The organism is Pumilibacter muris (genome assembly GCF_943193045.1).
Lineage (GTDB): Bacteria > Bacillota > Clostridia > Christensenellales > Pumilibacteraceae > Pumilibacter > Pumilibacter muris.
Map to the genome: position 1 here is coordinate 181,896 of NZ_CALPCN010000003.1, position 17,548 is coordinate 199,443.

Genomic DNA, 17,548 nt, shown 5'->3' on the forward strand with positions numbered 1-17,548 from the left:
TTTTACAAGAGGTGGATTATGAAAAAGAGGTTGTTTGCCGCCGTTACGGTGCTCGTTATGTCCGTGTTGGCGGCTTTTTGTATGCTCGGTTGCAATTCGGGCGGCTCGGATACTTTGCGCACATACAGTTCTTTGAAAATGAAAGAAAAATATGTAAGGCTTGATGACGATTCTTCGCCAAGTACATCTTTGCAAGTTTCTTACACTTTTTATTCAAACGGAACGGGAGAATATGATTATTTTAACAAATCTTATTCTTATACCGGCGGAGGTAATACCACTTATAACATTTCTTCATACATTATAAAATTCAAATACACTTATTGCGATAAAGATAAGGAAGGAATTGCTTGTTTTTACGATTCAATCGAATATAAGGATAACGACAATCAACATTCCGATAAGTCGGATTGGTATTCGATTTTAACGGTCTCGGAAAATATACTTATGAATATGGGCGGCACAGTTTATGTGCGCGAGGGATATAAAGACAAAGAGTTGCCTAATTTTACTCTGTAACGAAATTGTTTTCTTCGTGTTCTTTAACTTCTTGCTCGCGCTTTCTGAACACTTTGGGAAATGTTGAGAACAGAACTGCGGCGGTTATTATTCCCGCCGCAAAGTCGGCTATTCCTTCCGACAGATAAACTCCTTTAAATCCGAGAAAACGGGTGAGGGCAAAGCACAGAGGAATGAGTATAATCACTTTGCGCAGCACGGCAAGAAAGAGCGCCGACTTTGCTCTTCCTAAAGCCACGTTCACGTTTTGCAACGTCATTTGCACAAAAAACATTATTGAGCCCATAAGGAAAAGCGGCGAATATTTTTTAACGATTATCCGCACGCTTTCGCTCGCCGAAAACAAAAACGAGTAGGCTTGCGGAAACGCCATAGACGCCGACCACATAACTGCGGCGAAAATAAACGCAATCACGGTTACGCACTTTACGCCTTGCTTTAATCTGTCGGCGTTGCCTTTGCCGTAGTTGTAGCTAACGAACGGTTGCATGCCGTAGCCCAGCCCGTTAAGCGGCAGGGAAATGAGTTGCAAAGCGCTCAGCATAATGGTGAGCGCGGCTGTATAGTCTTTGTTTCCGCCTGTTGAGCGTTTAAGATTTATGTTAAACACAATTTGAATGGCGCATTCGGTGAGCGTCATAATAAAAGGGGAGAAGCCCAAAGAGACGATTGCGAATATTCGTTTGCCGTTCGACTTCATATCTTTTATTCGAAGTTTGAAAAAGCTTTTTTTTGAAAAAAAGAATACTGTAATCCATAAGAACGACAGGAATTGAGAAAGCACGGTTGCAAGGCTCGCACCTTTCACGCCCATATCGAGTGCGAAAATAAACAGAGGGTCTAACGCAATGTTGGCGAGCGCGCCTATAAGAACTGAAAACATTGCTGTAAGCGAATGTCCTTGCGCTGTTATAAACGGATTAAGACCTTGCGCCAAAAGTACGAAAACGGTTCCCGCCGAGTATATTTTTAAATAAGATTCCGCAAAATCGACTGCGCTTTCAGGACACCCGAAAAGCACGACTATTTGTCTTGCCGAGAAAAACGTTGCGACGCTAATTATTAAACCCGTAAGCAGTAGCAAAACGAACGAAGTGTTAAATATTTTATCTGCTTCCGCTTTTTCGTTTTCTCCGAGTTTCATGCTTGCTCGCGGTGCTCCGCCCAACCCTATAAGGTTTGAAAATGCTTGAATAATAAGCGTTATGGGTAGCACAATTCCGAGCGCCGCCAACGCGTCCATGCCCACGTCGTCTATTTTCGCAACATACATTCTGTCTACGATATTATATAAGAACGTTATAAGTTGCGCGACAACGGCAGGTACCGTAAGTTTAAAAACCAACGGCAGTATTTTTTCTTTTTCCAATCGTTCGGCGGAATTCATAGTTAGAATATTATATCACGGACTAATAAAAAATTCAATCGCTTTTCTGCGGATTGACAAATTCTTTAAATTATGTTAGATTAAATCTTATGAGTAACGTAAACAAATTCAGCAATAAAGCGAACGAATATTCGGCGGGCAGACCTTCTTACGCGAGCGGTTTAATAAACATGCTTTACGGTGAGCAAGGTTTTTGTTCGGGTTCGGCGATAGCGGATATAGGTTCGGGAACGGGCATATTCGCAAAACAGATGTTGGAAAGGGGAAGCGTTGTTTACGGCGTGGAACCTAACGACGATATGCGCAAAAGAGCGGAAGATGATTTGAGTCGCTTTGAAAAGTTTTATTCAATAAACGGAACTGACGAAAATACTACGCTGGAAAGCGGTTCGGTTGATTTCGTTACCGTCGCTCAAGCTTTCCACTGGTTTAACGTTATGCCGTTTAAAAAGGAATGTTCGCGCATATTAAAACCCGGCGGTAAAGTATTTTTAATTTGGAATACGCGCGACGCCGAAAGCGAAACAAACCGCAGGCAAGAAGTAATATTCAAGCGTTTTTGTCCGTCTTTCAAAGGTTTTAGCGGCGGCATAAAAGAAAACGACGAAAGAATACGTTCGTTTTTCGGCAACGATTTTACTTATGCCGAGTTCGCTAATCCGCTTTTGTATAACAGGGAAAAATTTATTCAAAGAAGTTTGTCGAGTTCTTATTCGCTTTGCTCAGCTAACGAACGCTACGGAGAATGTTTGCAGGCGTTAAACGACTTGTTCGATGAATTTTCTATCGACGGCGTTTTAGCCGTTCCGAATAAAACGGAAGTGTATTTCGGCGCGATATAATTGACTGAATTGCGCCGTTTAGTTAAATTCTGCTTAGAGTAACCTAAAAAATTGTTAAATGAAAAAATCGAGACGAATTGCACTGTGGCGGCGTAACCGCGCAAAGATTAACCCCGCGCAAAAAGAACTCTTTATGGTTGGAGCTGAATAAAGAGCGCTGTCGAAGAATGGAAAAGTTGGGGCTTATGACTGACGCGGGGCGCGCCGTTTTGCCGGATATGTCGCCGTCCGGTTTTGTTATTGACAATGAAATTTTTAACGCATTACAGACTGACGCGGTAGTATGGAACAATTTTTTGAGTTTCCCGCAATTATATCGGCGTGTTGGAATCGACACGATACAAATCAAGAAAAAACAATCCGAGCTTTTTCAAAGTCGTTTACAAAAATTTATTGAAAACACAAAGAGGGGTATAATGTACGGCGAATGGAACGACAACGGGCGACTACTTAATTATTAGGGTCTTTGTCATTTTCGACTAAACAATGTTTTATATAATCGCTTCGACTACCGTCCCAATAACAATGAATGCATCTGCCATCCTTAAAAATATGGCTACAATTCGGATAACCATATATTATACTTGCACATTCCGGGCATAAAGATTCCATCATTGAACTTGATTTAAGGAATTTACTGCCGCATTCATCACAAATAGCGTATTTTTTATTTCTCATAGTATGACTCGTAAGTTGCTAATTTGAATATTACATTGCAATCCAACATCCAAATATCCATTAGAAAAAAAATAAAACGCACCCATTTTTAAAAAGCGGTTCGTATTATTTCTCTTGGCGGAGCGGTAGTAACCTAAAACGAATTTTTGTAACTTATAAAAATGTGGCACACGGCAAAAAGAACGGAAAAGAATATCAGCGGAATACTTGCCAAAACAATGCCGCCGAATAAGAATATGCAAGACGGAATTATCGAAAGCGAAAACGCTTTTAATTTATCGTTTCTATTCCAACATATTGCCCAAAATATCAAATATGACAAGCATAAACTGCCTATTACAGCCAAATATACTATTAGCGTATAATTAAACCAAAAGTTAAAATACGTGTGCGGAATATTGAAAATCATAAATGCAAAACAGCCGTATCTGCCTATTTGTTCTAAAAGTTCAACCGCTTTATTGTGATAAGTGCTTTCGCCGTTTTTATGTTTTACGGCATAAATGATATTCGGTATCATAATAACCGCCATAACGGTAAGTCCGTAATAATTAAACCACCCCATAACATTCGCCCAAAATAATTTTTCTCCGTTAAATTGAAATTTAATTTTCAATTTTAATAATAATGTCGTATGCAGTAGAACATTCTTCTTTTGATAATTTTGTTTCATTGACCAGATACTCTATTGCCTCATCTTTGCTATCAAATTTTTTTAATATATCTTTTACCTCTTTAAATTTATCAATAGCAACCTGAATTTCGGTGTTCATAATTTCTCGCCTCACTTGTAAATTACTGTTTATCGCTCTATATGAGCAAATAAATTATAGCATAAACGACAGTATTTTTCAACTATATGACAGCGTAAAAATGGACTTATGGCACTGTGGTGGGTGCTTGAATAAACAAGCGGCTCGTTTACGCTCGCCGTCAAGCACCCGCGACAAAACCAACCAAACAAACCAAGAAACCGCCTAAAAAGCAAGGCGGCGGCTAAAATACGGCGACACGCGCAGGCTTTCCGTGTTCGCCGTATTTTTTTACACCGCCGCACTTTCTGCTTTTTATTACGGCGCATTCTTCTCAGAGTGTTATTCGCACCGTCTTTTTACCGCCGTTTACGCTACGTTATGCAAAACCGAAAAGGCAAAGAAAAAACCTAAACCGAGATGTTCGATTTAGGTTTCACTTGGCGGAGAGGGCGGGATTCGAACCCGCGGTACGTTTTAGCGTACGCACGCTTTCCAAGCATAAATATGTATTATCCCTATAATCGGGACATATTTCCCATTGCGTGGGATTTATTCCAGATGTCTGGAAAATGATTGTTCCGACTTGGAATGATAGGGGATAAAAGAAAACCGTATCGGCGTGATACGGTTTTTTAATCTTCATAATATTCGGCGTCAAGTGACAAGAGTTCATCAGAGGCAAGGGCAAACAAGAGGTTTTCTAAATGTATTTTTGCTATTGTGAATGAAATTAGAGTTTCGTTGTTTTTATTTTGCTCGTAGTGTTCTTTGGTTGTGTTATATTCTTCTAATGTGCTTTTTAAGCAATTTTTGGAATAATCACTTCCATGCATTTGGGTTTCTTCAATTACTCTTGGCGCAATTTCGCGTAGATGTATTTGTGTCTTTTTGTCCTCTCCGAATAAATATTCTATCGGTATGTGAAAAAGTCTGCTTAAAGTGATTAGTTTTTCGTATGATGGCTCTTGTCTTCCAGACTCCCAATTACTTATTGTGTTTTGTGTAGTATGTAGTAATTTTGCGAGGTCATGTTGTGTTAGTTTGTGCTTTTTTCTGAGAAAGCGCAAACGATTCATAAAAACATCATCAATCATTATGTTTTAATTATAAACCATTTTGCGATAAATTGCAAGAAAAATTGTGTCCAAATACATTTTATCGCAAAATGCGATAAAATTGTTGACATTTGCAAAGCAATGGTTTATTATATAAGCAATATCGCAAAATGCGATATTAGATTGTGTAAGGGAGTAGCGCAAAAATGGATATGTGGGATTTAGTAAACGATTTGCAATTAGAAGTTGCAGAACTGCAAGAGACGCAAGAAGTGTTCGTTGAGGATTTAGGACAACTGCTTGTGAGTGAGAATGTAAGTAAGGATACACAAAAGCGGCTTGCATTGTTGTGTTTTATCGGAAACGCAATGGCAAACCGCTTAGGCGGTTTGTGTAAGCGCATTTCGGACTTTTGGGGGATAGATTCTAAATTATCCGAATAGTGCGGAAATGACGCTACAAGGGGCAAATGCGGGCGAAAAATGCAAAGAGGTGGCAAAACTCTTTGCAAAGCGAAAACCCAAAACCAACCCCGCCACCCACGCCCCGCTTGCGGGGCGATATGGAGCGCCGTAACGGAGTGTAGGCAAGAGAAGTGAAATCAATCCGTTTAGGGTGGGGTTCCCTAAACGGACAACAGTGCGGTGGATTAGTGGGCAACCCAACGAACTCCTATGGGTTCGGACTATGCGACGTGGGTTGTCCACTTATCCCCCCGCAAGACCGACGGGCGGAAGCATTGCGAACGCCCTGTGAAACGGTTGTGTGACGGACGCATGCGGACGGTGCGTAGCCCGCCGCTTGCGTCGTGCCGTTGGTGTGAGCGTCAGCGAACACCGCGCAGTGCCCTTTGGGCGCCTCGCGCGCGTGCGCGCGTGTGCGCGTTAGTATTACCCAAAGGGCACTGTGTAAAAGTGTAAAAAAAAATCCCACAAAAAGGGAAAAGAAAAAGGAAAACAAAAAAATGAAAAACACTAATTTTGATAGCTACTATTACGGAGCAAAACGTATTGATAGTTCTTCGTTCTTGTTTGATGTATTCGGCAAAAGTGCGGGTATTCGTCGAACATCAAAAAATCATTACGAATTTGTTGCGGTTATGCCCTGGCGAATTTATGTACAGTGTTTTCCTACTTTTCGGGCGGCTTGGGGTTATGTTTGGGGCGAATTTTACGAGGAATATAAAAAATATACAGAGGAAGTAAAAAATTGACTATTGAGGAAATGCAAGACAAAATTAAAGATTTATCGCAAAAGGTTGATTTACTTATTGCCTTAGTGGTAAAGGGTGGTCAAGGTGCGCTTGCACCTTGTGCTTCTTCATGTGTCTATACTTTGTTTTCGTGGATTGATGAGTGGTTTGTGTTGTATAAGGCTTCTACACTTTCGGATAAAGGCTATAAAATGGGATTGAGTATAGAGAAGCATATAAAGCGTAATTTTGAGGATAAGCCTTTGCAAGCCGTTACAAGTGATGATATAACATGTGCGTTGAACGCGGTTAAAAGCGAGCGTATGCGGCAAATAGTTTGGAGCATATATAACCAATCATTTGCCAAAGCTGTTAAGCTCGGATATATTGCCGAAAATCCAATGTCGAATGTGGATACTGTTAAGCATCAATATCAGAACGGGCGAGCTTTGACAAATAGTGAGCAATCGCTTTTTCTTTCAGTAATAGTCGGTAATGAATTGGAATCGCTTTATCGCTTTTATTTGCTGACTGGTTGTCGTAGAGCCGAAGCATTGACGGTTAAGTGGTCGGATATTCAAGACGGATATTTACATATTCGCGGTACGAAAACAAAAAACGCCGTTCGGACTTTCCCGTTATATACTCCATTGGAAAATTTGTTACAATCTATACCGAGAACGGGAGAACGGTTGTTTCCGTACACGGTGGGCAAAGTACGTAAAAACTTTGAGCGCATACGCAGCCACTTGCCGTTTTCCGACTTTACCATACATGATTTGCGGCATACTTTTGCTACACGTTGTCTTGAAAAAGGCATTGCAATGAAAACTGTTCAAAAATGGTTAGGACATTCAAAATATGATACTACCGCCGATATTTACAGTCACATAACCACGCAATTTGAGTTAGAAGAAATAACTAAAATTTCGGAATAAATTTGTCCAAAAGTGTGTTCGTAGCGTGCGCCCCGATTTATAACCTAAGTGGGCATGATTATTTGAAAATATATAGAAAAATACCCTTTGAGTGGTTACTCATAGGGTATTTTTGCATTATTTGGCGGAGAGGGCGGGATTCGAACCCGCGGTACGTTTTAGCGTACGCACGCTTTCCAAGCGTGTGCCTTCGACCACTCAACCACCTCTCCAAGTGCGAGTGCTCTACAAAGATTGCATTGCCTAATAAGGATATAGAAAAAAAGAATTTTTGTCAACTGTTTTACGCGGACTTTAAAAGAAAATGCGCTAAGGGAGAAAAACTTCCGCAAAGCGCATTTTTAATTATAGATTACAAATAAAAACTTTTAATTTACACTACCAGCGACGGGGCGGCGTATACGCGAGCGGCAAGCTCGTTGTTAAGCATATATAGTCCGTTGGGGGTGGAACCGAACAATTCCATTTTGGCAATAAGATTGTTGGCGTTATCCTCTTCTTCGCTTTGTTCTTTAACAAACCAATCGAGAAGCTGCATTGTGCGGTAGTCTTTTGCCGATTGCGCGGCGGAATAAATGTCGTTTATAAGCGAGGTAACATATATTTCATGTTCCAAGCCCGCTTTCAAAACGCCCATGTCGGAATCAAGTTTTTTGTCGGGCTGCGCGATTGCTTCCAACGCAACCTTTTCGTTGTTTTTGTGCAAGTAGCGGTATAACAGCATAGCATGGTCTCTTTCTTCCTGCGCCTGAACGTAATACCAGTTGGCAAAACCGTTTAATCCGCGCGATTCGAAATAGTTTGAAAAGTCGAGATACAAATACGCGGAATACAGTTCTTTGTTTACTTGTTCGTTAAGCAGTTTTTTTACTTTTTCGTTTAACATAAATTTTCCTCCGTTTTCTTATGCTGAAATTTTAACACCTTACGAAGCGGCTTGTCAACCGATTTTCAAAAAATGGAAGAATGCGTTTTTTTTGCAAAATCGGCTTGCTCGGCAAATTGCGTTTCTATCCTTGCCAAATCGAAAAATATGTGCTATAATGTTTCAAACGCAAAAATAAAGGAAGAAACGGCGTTCAAAATTTTTTTGTCGAATTTTGAAAAACGTTATTTTACGGCGGCTTAAAAGGCGTTCCGTTAGGTAATATAAATATTAAGACAGTTTGCCGTTTAACGCTGTTTGCGACGCGGCTACGAGAGGAATTTATGAAAGCATGGAGATTGCACGACAAAGAAAAGCTCACGCTCGACGAGTTGCCCGTTCAAAACGTGGGACCCGACTGCGTTAAGCTTAAAACTTTGGCTTGCGGCATTAGCATAACCGACGTTTTAATGTACGAGGGCAAAATGCCGCTTTCGTCGTCGCCGCTCATAATGGGCAGACAGTGTGTGGGGCTTGTTGTGGAAACGGGCGAAAACGTTACGGGGCTTAGCAGGGGAAACCGCGTTGCCGCCGACCCGTTCGTTTGTTGCAAAACGTGCGCGCCGTGTAAGTCGGGTAAAAGCGACGAATGCGAAAAAATGCTGTGCTACGGAGTGAACGACAACGGCTTTATGAGCGATTTTTCGGTTGTGCCCGCAAATATGCTGTACGTTTTGCCCGACCGCGTGCAAGACAGCGACGCCGTTTTTATAGAGCACATAGCGCTTTCGATTAACACCGTAAGCAAGTTGGGGCTCGATAAGGGCGAGCATATAGTTATAGTTGGCGCAAACGCGCTCGGAATAATACTCGCGCAAGTGGCCATATATTACCAAGCGGTGCCCATACTTGTTGATACCGATGCCGAAATGCTTTCGCTTGCAGAAAGTCTCGGAGTTTACTACACGGTGAACAGCGTTGAAGCCGACCCAATGAAAAAGATATTCTCGCTCACGGGCGGAAAGATGGCGGAAACGGTGGCTTTCGTAACAACTTCGCACATGGCTTTCGGGCGTAGCCTCGAATATGCCACGAACGGCGGCAGAGTTGCTTTGGTGGGTTGCTCGGATATTGCCGACGAACTTTCGGGAAGTTTCGCGAGCATTTTGAATAAGCAGTTGAAAGTTATGGGTGTGAACAACGGCGCGCGAATGTTCCCTGCCGCAATAAACTTGCTCGCCACCCGCACGGTAGACGTGAGCAAACTCGTTAGTTGCGAAATAAAGTTTGCCGACGTTGAAAAATGCGTGCGCGAACACGTTGAAAACAGAGACAGGTTTATTAAAGCGGTTGTAAAGCCGTAAAGTTTTTTAAATGCGACGCCCCTTAATAAAATTTTGGCGGTAAAACTAAAAAGGGGCGGGCAGTCGCAATAAAAGAAAATGTTTTCGCAAAATGGTGAAAATCGGTTGCGGTTTGTTTTTAATTATGATATACTGTTTAGGCTCGGTTATTTTCCGAGCCTTATCCTTACTCTCGCGCGGCGAGGGTCAAAGACCGAAAGGAGGTGCGAAATAGCATGAACAAGTACGAAATTCTGTACATTCTCGCGTCCAACCTCGACGAGGCTGTTAAAGAAGCCCAAATCGAGAAATACAGCGCTTTGGTAACTGCCAACGGCGGCGAAGTGGAAAGCGTGAATAAGTGGGGCAACAAGCGCTTCGCTTATGAAATCGACGGCAAGAATGACGGCTATTATGTGCTTATGAATTTCACGGCTAAATCCGACTTACCGCAGGAAATCGAGCGGCAAATGAAGATTAGCGACGAAGTTATACGCTACATGACGGTACGCAAATAAGGAGTACGCAAGATGAACAAGTGTATTTTGGTAGGAAATTTAACCCGCGACCCCGAACTTACTCAAACGCAGTCGGGCATATCGATGTGTAGGTTTTCTATTGCGGTGAACCGCAACTACTCGAACGCCAACGGCGAACGCGAAGCCGATTTTATAAATATAGTGGCTTGGCGCGGTTTGGCGGAAAATTGCGGAAAGTATCTTGCCAAAGGTCGCAAAGTTGCCGTTTGCGGTCAAATTCAAACCCGCAGTTACGACGATAAAGACGGCAACAAGCGTTATTCCACCGAAGTGGTGGCTGACGACGTCGAGTTTATAGGCGGCGGACAGAGCGAGGGCGGCGGAAATTACGGTGCCCCGCGCGAAGAAAGAGCGGCTGCGCCCAAAAAGCTCACAAGCGAATTAAAGCCTGTGGAAGACGACGGTCTGCCTTTCTGATTCGAGAGAGCGTTCGGGCGTTTTAACGCCTAAAATATACGCTTTCGAAAAAAATTGATTAGGAGTTATATTGAAAATGGAGCAGAAAAAAGTGGAGAACGGCGAAGAAAAACAAAAACGCGTTCGGCGCGCCCCCAAGAAAAAGGTGTGCGCTTTCTGCGTTGAAAAAGCCGAAGAAATCGATTATAAAGACGTTGCCAAGCTTAAACGCTATATCACCGAAAAAGGCAAAATCATTCCCCGCAGAACAAGCGGAATGTGCGCCGAGCATCAACGCGCTCTTTCGGTGGCAATCAAGCGCGCGCGCATAATGGCGCTTCTGCCTTTTAAGGCGGAATAATTTTTCCGAGAGGAAAAGTTTAATCGTTCCCAAGAGTATAAAAACTTTTGTCGAATAGTTGAGCGCAAAATTTGTGTAACATTTTGAAAGACCTTGTATGATTACAAGGTTTTTTTCTTTTATTTGCCTCTAACAGTTAAAATAAAAAAGTTTACTGCCGTTATTTCGATAGCCTTTTTGTATTGAATCAGCTTTCCAAATCCAGTTCATCATAGTGAAAGTACTCGTCGCTTAAAAACTCGCTTATGCTTATCCCAAATCCACGTGCAAGCATAATTAAGGTTTTTAGCGTTATTCCCTTTGTGCGTCGTTGCATGATGCTCTTAATTGTGGGATATGGAATGCCGCTTAATTCAGCCAACATATATTGTGAAATGTGTGTTTTGCCTAAATAAAAGTTTATACGGTCAATCACCATTTCGTTTAAAGTTTTCATTGCTAGTACCCCAATACTAATATTTTAATGTACAAAAGTTAAAAACATGGGATGATATGTCATTCTTTTGGTTGACATATCATCCTAAATAAGATATAATAATACTGATGGGATTATGTATAGTCCTATAATGAAAATAAAAGGAGTATCGAAAATGTTTCAAATTTCAAAAAGTTTAAAAGAAAAGCTAACGACTTTAAGACAAAAATTGCAGCCGCAACCTGCAGGAATCCAAATTTCCGCATATTGTTCTACATGCGAGGGAGGATGTTTAGGAAATTGTGTGAATATGTGTAAAGGAGCTTGTGACGGCGGTTGTATGGGCGGTTGTTATGGTACCAGCGTGGTGAGGTAGTATGCTTGACAAGAAATGCGTAACAATCACTCTTACGGAACAATGTAATTTACAGTGTACATATTGCTATGAAAAACATAAGAATGTAAGAAGCATTTCATTTGAGCGAGCGAAAGAAATTTTGGATTACGAGTTTCAAGTCGATGATGGCATGAATGAGTTGGAAATCGATTTTTTCGGTGGAGAGCCATTCTTTGCCTTTGAAACTATGCGAAAACTTGTTGAGTACATTAAGACAAGCGCATACACAAAAAAGTTTGTTTTTTTCGTGTCGACCAACGGTACGTTGGTGCATGGCGATATACAAAAGTGGTTGGAACAGAATATTGGATATATATGGTGCGGTTTGAGTCTCGATGGCACAAAAGATTCTCATAATTTGAACAGGTCAAATTCATTCGATAAAATAGACCTTGATTTTTTTGCTAAAACATATCCAGGTCAAGACGTTAAAATGACGATAGCGGAAAATACGTTAAAAAAATTATGTGAAAACGTTATTTTTTGTCATAGAAAAGGTTTTAACGTAAATTGTAATCTTGCGTATGATATCGATTGGTCTAATTCTGTTAACGAACAAGAGTTGGAAAGTCAGCTTATGGACTTAATTGATTTTTATTTAAAAAATCCAATTATCAAACCTTGCAGTATGTTAAGTTGTTCTATTGAAAGAATTCAGACTCGAGAAAAATCTCGATACTGTGGCGCAGGTATAGAAATGCGTACTTATGACGTTGAAGGGAATGTGTATCCGTGTCATTTTTTTATGCCGATTTCTGCAGGCGATAAAGCGCTAAAATTAGGAGAAATCACTTTTTATGAAAATCCCGATACCGAGAGGTGGGGCGAGTGCTATACATGCGATTATTTTAATATTTGTCCAAATTGCTACGGAGCTAATTATGTTGCTACCGGAGATATTTACAAAAAAGACTTAGATATGTGTCGCTTATTCAAAATCATTTTGAGAGCTAATGCTTATTTTGTTGCTCACAGGATAGAACGGGGAATTTTGCATCAAACTGAATTGAGCCAAGAAACCATAGACGCTATATTTAAAATACTGAAATAGCAAATGGTTATCATTATAGTTTATATATGGAACGGTCTCGTTCAACGGAACTCCTGTTTTGTGTGCTATATTTCGAGTTAATGTAAAACATCCGTTGCCGTAGAAGCTTTTAAGGTCTCGAAAAGTTTGTTCAAAACAGTGTACTTTTATTTTTAAACGTGATATAATTACACTGGCAAGGTTAAAGTAATATAAATGTGCACGTCTAACTGTTTCAAAGCGTAATATTTGTCGCATGGTTAGGTATAAATTTTATTGAATAATTAAAAGACCTTGTTTAACTGCGGGGTCTTTTTTATTTGGCTCCGGCAGCTGTTTAACTGCTATTTCGGAGAAGGACTAAATTATGATTAGCGTAAATAACGTTACACTTCAATTCGGCGGCAGAGTGCTGTTCGAAAACGTAAACCTTAAATTCACAAAAGGGAATTGTTACGGGATAATAGGCGCGAACGGCGCGGGAAAGTCTACCTTTTTGCGTATTTTAAGCGGCGAGCTCGAACCGAACAAGGGCGACGTTACGATAGACAAAAACGAGCGCATGAGCGTGCTTATGCAAAACCAAAACGCCTACGACGCGTATTCGGTGCGCGAAACCGTTATGTGGGGGCATAAGCGGCTTATGGAAGTTGCCAAAGAGCGCGAAGCTCTTTATTCGAAGCCCGATTTTTCGGACGCGGACGGCGAGCGTGCCGCAGAGCTTGAAGGCGAGTTTGCCGACATGAACGGCTACGAGGCTGAGTCTGCCGCCGAAACTCTTTTATCCGGGCTTAAAATAGATTCTTCGCTGTTCGACACCCCTATGTCGGATATGGACGCAAAACTTAAAGTTAAAGTGTTGCTTGCGCAAAGTCTTTTCGGCTCTCCCGATATTTTGGTTCTCGACGAGCCTACAAACAACCTCGACGCCAAAACGGTGAAATGGTTAGAGGGGTATCTTATGGAGCTTACCGACACCACCGTTATAATTGTGTCGCACAACCGCCACTTTTTGAATCGCGTTTGCACTCATATATGCGACGTTGACTTTAAACAGATAAACGTTTTTGTCGGCAACTACGATTTTTGGTATGAAACGAGCCAGCTTCTTGCGCGTCAGGCAAAAGAGCAAAATAAGAAAATGGAAGCGAGAGCCAAAGAATTGCAGGAATTTATTGCGCGGTTCTCGGCAAACGCAAGCAAATCGAAGCAAGCCACAAGCAGAAAACGCGAACTCGAAAAAATCAAGCTTGAAGATATTAAGCCTTCGAGCCGCAGATACCCGTTTATAGACTTTAAATACGAGCGCGAAATAGGCAACGAAATTCTCGAAGTGGAAGGACTTACTAAAAAAGGCTTTTTCGAGAACGTTTCTTTTAAGTTGAAACGCGATGACAAAATAGGCTTTTTGTGCTCGTCGAGCCAAAGCATGAGTATGCTGTTCGACGTGCTTATGGGGCTCGAGCAACCCGATTCTGGTTACTTTAAGTGGGGACAAACGATTACAACCGCATACTTACCGCAAAACTACGACAACTTTTTCGACGGAGTGGATTTGTCGCTTGTAGAGTGGCTCAGTCAATATTCAAAAGACCATTACGAAGAGTATTTGCGCGGTTGGCTCGGCAGAATGTTGTTTTCGGGGCAAGAGGCGCTCAAAAAAGCGAAAGTGCTTTCGGGCGGCGAAAAAGTGCGCTGCATGCTTGCGAGAATGATGCTGCTCGGCGCCAACTTTTTGATTTTCGACGAACCCACCAACCACCTCGATTTAGAGAGCATAACGGCGCTAAATAAGGGCATGACAAACTTTAAAGGCGGCATGCTTTTCGTTACGCACGACGAAGAAATTATTTCCACCGTTGCAAACCGCATAATAGAAATAGAGGGCGGCAAGAAGATATTCGATAGGGATATGACTTACGACGAATATCTTGAACTCGACGCGTAAACGTTGCGGAGGGGCGCGCTGTGGCAACAAGCAAAGAATTTGTCGATTTTATCGTCGGGCAGTTATCCGAGCTAAACGAAATCGCCGTGCGAAGCATGATGGGCGAATATATAGTTTATTACAAAAGCAAAATTGCGGCGTATATTTGCGACAATAAACTGCTAATAAAGCCCGTTCCTAAGGCGTTCGAGCTAATGCCCGATGCGCCGCTTGTTCCGCCTTATGCGGGAGCGAAAGAAATGCTTTTTGTTGAAAGACGTTGAAGACAAAGAGTTTATAACCGAATTGTTTGCGGCAATATATGGCGAATTGCCCGAACCCGCCAAAAAGAAGAAAAAAAAGTGAACTAAAAATGCGGTTGCGTATTAACGCAGCCGCATTTTTTTAGCAGGAGTGGGGAAGAAGCAAACCTATTCGCCTAACGTCTGCAACAACCGCAGAACAAGCGGCGAAGGCACGAACAAAAATCGCAACGTTGCACTTGCGGGCGGCAGCAGTTGCAGTTGTTTTGCTCGTGGCAATGGTTGTGTTCGCGGCACGGTTTTTGCTCGCAGCAGCAATTATTTTGCTCGTGGCAGCAACCGCACTTAGGGCAACGCGGTTTGTTGCAGCCGCAGTTGTTGCCGCAATTTCCGCACATAGAACAGGATTGGTTGTAGTTGTCGAATTCGTTCATAATTTTATCCTCCGTATATTACCATGCTATGCCCGAAATATCGGCGGCGTTACAAAACCGAGCAAGTATTTTTGTCAAAATATTGTAATTTTGCTTGACATATTGCGTAAAAAAAATTATAATATAAACAATAATAATTATTATTATTATAAAAATTATGTTATTGAAAATTTTTGATAAGCAAATATCTTTATGGAGTTGCACGAAGCGGATTGAGTAAGCGCGCGTGTGGCAGGAGAATTTATGCGTTACAGCAGTAGGCGGGAAGCGATACTCGAAGTGTTGAGAAACACGAAAGAGCATCCCGACGCCGACACGGTATATGAAAAAGTGCGCGAAAAAATTCCCAACATAAGTTTGGGAACGGTTTACCGCAACTTGCGCGAGCTCGGAGAAAGCGGCGAGTTGAATACGCTCGAAACCGAAGACGGTAGCACGCATTTCGACGCCGACACTTCGCGCCATGCGCACTTTGTTTGCAAAGGGTGCGGCAAAATAGGGGACCTGTTCGGGTACGGCGACGTTGCCGACGCTCTCGAACATGCGGGTTATAAAGTTGAATGCGTTAAAACCGTTGTATACGGGCTGTGCCCCGAATGCGCGCGCAAACAAAAAGACTGCGACCCATCGCTTTCTTAGCACGGCATTTTGTATATTCGAACCCGTAAAGTTTTGAAAATAAACGCGGTTTTGCGTGGGTATTCATTATTCGCAACAAAAAAGGCTTTTTCAATGCGGAAAGGCATTGCAAAAACATAAACAAAAAAATAAAAAGTAAAGGAGAAAAACAAAATGAAAAAGTATGTATGCTCGGTTTGCGGTTACGTTCACGAGGGAAACGAGCCGCCCGCAAAGTGCCCTCAGTGCAAAGCTCCCGCTTCCAAATTCGTGGAACAGGGCGCGGGACTTGCGTGGTCGGCGGAGCACGTTGTGGGCGTTGCTAAGGGTGTGCCCGAAGACATTATAAACGATTTGCGCATGAACTTTAACGGCGAATGCACCGAAGTGGGAATGTATCTTGCTATGGCTCGCGTGGCTCATCGCGAAGGTTATCCCGAAATCGGTTTGTATTGGGAAAAAGCCGCCTACGAAGAAGCGGAACATGCCGCTAAATTCGCCGAACTTTTGGGCGAAGTGGTAACCGATTCCACAGAGAAAAACCTTAAAATGCGCGTAGAAGCCGAAAACGGCGCCACGGCGGGCAAAACCGATTTGGCTAAGCGCGCCAAAGCCGCCAACCTCGACGCCATTCACGACACAGTTCACGAAATGGCTCGCGACGAAGCGCGTCACGGCAAAGCATTTGAAGGGTTGCTTAAAAGATACTTTAATAAATAAAAGCCGCATAGCGGCACATATAAAGGCTACGTGTATGTAGTCGGCTCGGTTACGTACTAAGAAGTACGCGCCCTCGTCGACGACATGCCTGTTGTCTTTCTCTGCACCACTCTGCGGCTTTTTGTGCGGAGTAGTGTTTAAGGCGGCAAAATGTTATTGCATTTAGCCGAGTGTGAAAACGCAAACGCCACGAGCGTAGCGAGTATCATAGAGAAACAGTTTTTGCAAATAAAAGCCGCTTGTCATTGCGAGGGCGTAGCCCGAAGCAATCTCATGCGTAAGAACACTATTCAATAAAACAAAAAAAGAGCAAGTTATATAAGCTTGTTCTTTTTTGTTGCTTTTTATTGACTTTTTCGAAAGGAAAGGGATATAATATATCGTAAAGATTTTTTGCTTGAATTTGATTTAAGCGAAGAGGTGCGGTATGCCTGAGGAAAACGAAAACATAGAGCGAGAACAAGAAGAACAAAATACGACTGCGAAAGAGCAACAGCAAGAAGGCGGAAGCGAGCCTCAAAAAAGCGAAAGCCCTACGATTGACAAGGCTACGGAAAGAAAAGTTATTTTTTCGTTATGCTATTTGTGGGGTATTTTGTTTTTTCTTCCGCTTGTTTTATATAAGGGCGACGCTAAGGCAACCCGACACGCCAACGAGGGCTTGGTATTGTTTTTGTTTTCGGTTATAGGGAATGCAGTGTTCGGCATTTTAACGATTTTCGGCGGCTTTATAGGAAGGCTTTTCGTAATACTTGCGGGCGTTTATTCGCTTGCTCTGTTGTTACTCGGTATTCTCGGAATAGTGTATGTAGTTACCGATAAAGACACTCCGTTGCCTTTCATAGGCGGCATAAAAATTTTAAAATAAAAAGTA

Annotated in this window: 22 protein-coding genes, 1 tRNA gene and 1 pseudogene; 16 read left to right on the plus strand and 8 right to left on the minus strand. The window is 42.2% G+C overall.

Annotation, left to right across the window (positions count from 1 at the left end):
* Positions 1-18: 18 nt before the first annotated feature.
* Complete coding sequence (locus NFR62_RS05405; RefSeq protein WP_251615408.1) at positions 19-519, plus strand: hypothetical protein; 501 nt, start codon at positions 19-21, stop codon at positions 517-519.
* On the opposite strand, the gene NFR62_RS05410 is transcribed toward NFR62_RS05405, so the two are convergent.
* Entirely contained in the window at positions 509-1,888 is a 1,380-nt protein-coding gene (locus NFR62_RS05410) for an MATE family efflux transporter (protein ID WP_251615410.1), read from the minus strand. The genes NFR62_RS05405 and NFR62_RS05410 overlap by 11 nt on opposite strands.
* Before the next feature lie 107 nt (positions 1,889-1,995).
* Between NFR62_RS05410 and NFR62_RS05415 the strand changes: the two genes are divergently transcribed.
* Positions 1,996-2,748 carry a class I SAM-dependent methyltransferase gene (locus tag NFR62_RS05415; protein WP_251615412.1) on the plus strand — a complete coding sequence of 251 codons (753 nt, stop codon included), beginning with the start codon at positions 1,996-1,998 and terminating at the stop codon, positions 2,746-2,748.
* Positions 2,749-2,915: 167 nt separating this feature from the next.
* Positions 2,916-3,209, plus strand: a complete 294-nt coding sequence (locus tag NFR62_RS05420) for a YdeI/OmpD-associated family protein (RefSeq protein ID WP_251615415.1) — start codon at positions 2,916-2,918, stop codon at positions 3,207-3,209.
* A 350-nt stretch (positions 3,210-3,559) separates the two neighbouring features.
* Here the strand turns inward: NFR62_RS05420 and NFR62_RS05430 are convergent, their stop codons facing one another.
* From NFR62_RS05430 to NFR62_RS05440, 3 genes are all read right to left on the minus strand, one after another.
* Positions 3,560-3,991, minus strand: coding sequence for a hypothetical protein (locus tag NFR62_RS05430; protein ID WP_251615418.1), 432 nt, complete (start codon positions 3,989-3,991; stop codon positions 3,560-3,562).
* A 40-nt stretch (positions 3,992-4,031) separates the two neighbouring features.
* On the minus strand, positions 4,032-4,199 hold the full coding sequence (locus NFR62_RS05435) for a hypothetical protein (protein WP_251615420.1): 168 nt from the start codon (positions 4,197-4,199) through the stop codon (positions 4,032-4,034).
* 614 nt (positions 4,200-4,813) lie between these two features.
* On the minus strand, positions 4,814-5,275 hold the full coding sequence (locus NFR62_RS05440; RefSeq protein ID WP_251615446.1) for a helix-turn-helix transcriptional regulator: 462 nt from the start codon (positions 5,273-5,275) through the stop codon (positions 4,814-4,816).
* A gap of 167 nt (positions 5,276-5,442) precedes the next feature.
* Here NFR62_RS05440 and NFR62_RS05445 point away from each other — a divergent pair, with 167 nt between their 5' ends.
* From NFR62_RS05445 to NFR62_RS05455, 3 genes are all read left to right on the plus strand, one after another.
* The gene (locus NFR62_RS05445; protein ID WP_251615448.1) at positions 5,443-5,679 is read left to right on the plus strand and encodes a hypothetical protein; all 237 of its coding nucleotides are present in this window, start codon (positions 5,443-5,445) and stop codon (positions 5,677-5,679) included.
* 521 nt (positions 5,680-6,200) lie between these two features.
* Positions 6,201-6,449 (plus strand): hypothetical protein, encoded by a 249-nt coding sequence (locus NFR62_RS05450; protein ID WP_251615459.1) that lies wholly within the window; start codon positions 6,201-6,203, stop codon positions 6,447-6,449.
* Entirely contained in the window at positions 6,446-7,366 is a 921-nt protein-coding gene (locus NFR62_RS05455) for a tyrosine-type recombinase/integrase (protein ID WP_251615462.1), read from the plus strand. Before NFR62_RS05450 ends, NFR62_RS05455 begins: the two co-directional genes overlap by 4 nt.
* Before the next feature lie 122 nt (positions 7,367-7,488).
* Here NFR62_RS05455 and NFR62_RS05460 read toward each other — a convergent pair.
* Both NFR62_RS05460 and NFR62_RS05465 read right to left on the minus strand, forming a co-directional pair.
* Positions 7,489-7,578: transfer RNA gene (locus NFR62_RS05460), tRNA-Ser, on the minus strand.
* A gap of 161 nt (positions 7,579-7,739) precedes the next feature.
* A complete protein-coding gene (locus tag NFR62_RS05465; RefSeq protein ID WP_251615465.1) occupies positions 7,740-8,252 on the minus strand; it encodes a ferritin in 513 nt (170 codons plus the stop codon).
* 323 nt (positions 8,253-8,575) lie between these two features.
* Here NFR62_RS05465 and NFR62_RS05470 point away from each other — a divergent pair, with 323 nt between their 5' ends.
* The 4 genes from NFR62_RS05470 (at position 8,576) to rpsR (ending at position 10,870) form a co-directional block, all read left to right on the plus strand.
* Complete coding sequence (locus tag NFR62_RS05470; protein ID WP_251615468.1) at positions 8,576-9,595, plus strand: zinc-dependent alcohol dehydrogenase; 1,020 nt, start codon at positions 8,576-8,578, stop codon at positions 9,593-9,595.
* 215 nt (positions 9,596-9,810) lie between these two features.
* Entirely contained in the window at positions 9,811-10,092 is a 282-nt protein-coding gene (rpsF, locus tag NFR62_RS05475) for a 30S ribosomal protein S6 (RefSeq protein WP_251615471.1), read from the plus strand.
* A gap of 12 nt (positions 10,093-10,104) precedes the next feature.
* Positions 10,105-10,530: a single-stranded DNA-binding protein gene (locus NFR62_RS05480; RefSeq protein WP_251615474.1), complete on the plus strand. Its 426-nt coding sequence runs from the start codon at positions 10,105-10,107 to the stop codon at positions 10,528-10,530.
* A gap of 76 nt (positions 10,531-10,606) precedes the next feature.
* Positions 10,607-10,870 carry a 30S ribosomal protein S18 gene (gene rpsR / locus NFR62_RS05485; protein WP_251615476.1) on the plus strand — a complete coding sequence of 88 codons (264 nt, stop codon included), beginning with the start codon at positions 10,607-10,609 and terminating at the stop codon, positions 10,868-10,870.
* Between the two features lie 187 nt (positions 10,871-11,057).
* Here the strand turns inward: rpsR and NFR62_RS05490 are convergent, their stop codons facing one another.
* A complete protein-coding gene (locus NFR62_RS05490) occupies positions 11,058-11,306 on the minus strand; it encodes a helix-turn-helix domain-containing protein (RefSeq protein ID WP_251615478.1) in 249 nt (82 codons plus the stop codon).
* A gap of 356 nt (positions 11,307-11,662) precedes the next feature.
* Between NFR62_RS05490 and NFR62_RS05495 the strand changes: the two genes are divergently transcribed.
* The 3 genes and pseudogenes from NFR62_RS05495 to NFR62_RS05505 all read left to right on the plus strand — a co-directional run bounded on the left by NFR62_RS05495 (position 11,663) and on the right by NFR62_RS05505 (position 15,005).
* Positions 11,663-12,733, plus strand: coding sequence for a radical SAM/SPASM domain-containing protein (locus tag NFR62_RS05495; RefSeq protein WP_251615480.1), 1,071 nt, complete (start codon positions 11,663-11,665; stop codon positions 12,731-12,733).
* Between the two features lie 346 nt (positions 12,734-13,079).
* A complete protein-coding gene (locus tag NFR62_RS05500) occupies positions 13,080-14,660 on the plus strand; it encodes an ABC-F family ATP-binding cassette domain-containing protein (protein ID WP_251615482.1) in 1,581 nt (526 codons plus the stop codon).
* Positions 14,661-14,680: 20 nt separating this feature from the next.
* Positions 14,681-15,005: pseudogene (locus NFR62_RS05505) on the plus strand (TfoX/Sxy family protein).
* A gap of 73 nt (positions 15,006-15,078) precedes the next feature.
* On the opposite strand, the gene NFR62_RS05510 reads toward NFR62_RS05505, so the two are convergent.
* On the minus strand, positions 15,079-15,336 hold the full coding sequence (locus NFR62_RS05510) for a hypothetical protein (RefSeq protein WP_251615484.1): 258 nt from the start codon (positions 15,334-15,336) through the stop codon (positions 15,079-15,081).
* A gap of 243 nt (positions 15,337-15,579) precedes the next feature.
* On the opposite strand from NFR62_RS05510, the gene NFR62_RS05515 reads away from it, so the two are divergent.
* From NFR62_RS05515 to NFR62_RS05525, 3 genes are all read left to right on the plus strand, one after another.
* The gene (locus NFR62_RS05515; protein ID WP_251615486.1) at positions 15,580-15,975 is read left to right on the plus strand and encodes a Fur family transcriptional regulator; all 396 of its coding nucleotides are present in this window, start codon (positions 15,580-15,582) and stop codon (positions 15,973-15,975) included.
* Between the two features lie 153 nt (positions 15,976-16,128).
* Entirely contained in the window at positions 16,129-16,674 is a 546-nt protein-coding gene (locus NFR62_RS05520) for an NADH peroxidase (protein ID WP_251615488.1), read from the plus strand.
* Between the two features lie 427 nt (positions 16,675-17,101).
* A complete protein-coding gene (locus NFR62_RS05525) occupies positions 17,102-17,542 on the plus strand; it encodes a hypothetical protein (protein ID WP_251615490.1) in 441 nt (146 codons plus the stop codon).
* Positions 17,543-17,548 lie beyond the last annotated feature (6 nt).